Source organism: Mesorhizobium sp. M7A.T.Ca.US.000.02.2.1, assembly GCF_003996995.1.
In the GTDB taxonomy this organism is placed as follows: Bacteria; Pseudomonadota; Alphaproteobacteria; order Rhizobiales; family Rhizobiaceae; genus Mesorhizobium.
In genome coordinates, this window is sequence record NZ_RZTT01000759.1 from 1 (window position 1) to 1,332 (window position 1,332).

A 1,332-nucleotide genomic window follows, 5' to 3' on the forward strand; every position below is an offset into this window, starting at 1 on the left:
GTCCAGCCGGTAGTCGCCATGCACCAACGAGATCCGGCCATCATCGGCGGGCATATGCGTTTCCAAACAGGCAATCAGCCCGTCCATGTCGGCGACTGCAGTCTGCGAGGCGGGGTACTGGCTGGTCCAGCGCGCCAGCTGCCGCTCGAAATAATTTCCCGGCCGCCCGAAATCGCCGAGCCCCACTGTCCCGACATCGATCTCGTGCAGCGCCGCGAGGGTTTCGTTCATGGCATCGTATATAGCGGCGCGTTCTTCGTTGTCGCGAGCCTCCGGCAGCGCCGGATCCCAGAAAATGCGGCCGTCCAGGAAATCCATCACGTAAAACATGCGGCCGATGGGCGAGTCTTCCGCCGACAGGTGCAGCATGGCAGGCACGGGCACGGCGGTGCCGGCAAGCGCGCTCATCACCCTGAATTCGCGGTCGACCTGATGCGCCGATTTCAGCAATTGCCCCGGCGGCTTGGCGCGCAGCACGTAACGGCCGCTTGCCGCCGTCAAAAGGTAAGTCGGGTTCGATTGGCCGGATTTGAACTTCTCGACTGCTGCAAGCTCGGAAAAGCCCGGTATGTTCGCCTCGAGGTAAGGCGCAAGCGCTGCCTGGTCGAGTACGGGATCACTCATGCCGTCTCGGGCTGGCGTTCGATCAAGGTCAGCGTCAGCCAGCGCGCGGTCAGTGCCGGCTTCTTCGAACCTTCGATTTCGATCGTCACGTCATGGGCGGTCTGCACCCAGCCCGACGGCCTGACCTTGACGTCGGCCAGCACGAAACGCGTGCGGATGCGCGCGCCCGTTTTCACCGGCGCCAGGAAGCGCAGCGAATCGAAGCCGTGGTTGACGCCCATCTTGCCGTTTTCCAGCGGCGGCATGGTCTCGAAGGTCATCGCCGACAACAGCGACAGCGATAGGAAGCCGTGCGCGATGGTGCCGCCGAACGGCGTTTCGCGCATGGCCCGCTCCGGATCGCAGTGGATGAACTGGTGGTCGTCGGTGGCGTCGGCGAACTGGTCGATCATGCGTTGCGTGACCGCCCGCCATGGCGACACGCCAACCTCCTTGCCGACACTGGCCAGAAGCACATCGAGACTGATCGGTTCCACGCTCATGTCCTCCAGTTCACCCCCGGCTTCTGTGGCCGGAAAATGTCATTCCTTGAACAGGGTCAGCCCATGCTGCACCGACTGTCCGCCGTCGATCGGCAGGATGGCGCCGGTGACATAGCTGCCTGCACGGCTGCACAAATAGAGCGTTGCGCCGGCAATGTCATCCGGTGCGCCGATACGGCCGATCGGAACATGGCTGCCGACGTGCCTGGCCTGCTCATCCGTACTG

Annotated in this window: 3 protein-coding genes; all 3 read right to left on the reverse strand. The window is 63.5% G+C overall.

Features of this window, described 5'->3' with window-relative positions; all coding sequences use genetic code 11:
• Positions 1 to 624, reverse strand: a 624-nt coding sequence (locus EOD15_RS34365; protein WP_148129821.1) for a phosphotransferase family protein, incomplete at its 3' end; no start/stop codon positions are given.
• The gene (locus EOD15_RS34370; RefSeq protein WP_023810115.1) at positions 621 to 1,106 is read right to left on the reverse strand and encodes a MaoC family dehydratase; all 486 of its coding nucleotides are present in this window, start codon (positions 1,104 to 1,106) and stop codon (positions 621 to 623) included. The genes EOD15_RS34365 and EOD15_RS34370, both read right to left, overlap by 4 nt.
• A gap of 39 nt (positions 1,107 to 1,145) precedes the next feature.
• The coding region (locus tag EOD15_RS34375; protein WP_127409306.1) for an SDR family oxidoreductase at positions 1,146 to 1,332 on the reverse strand (187 nt) is incomplete at its 5' end.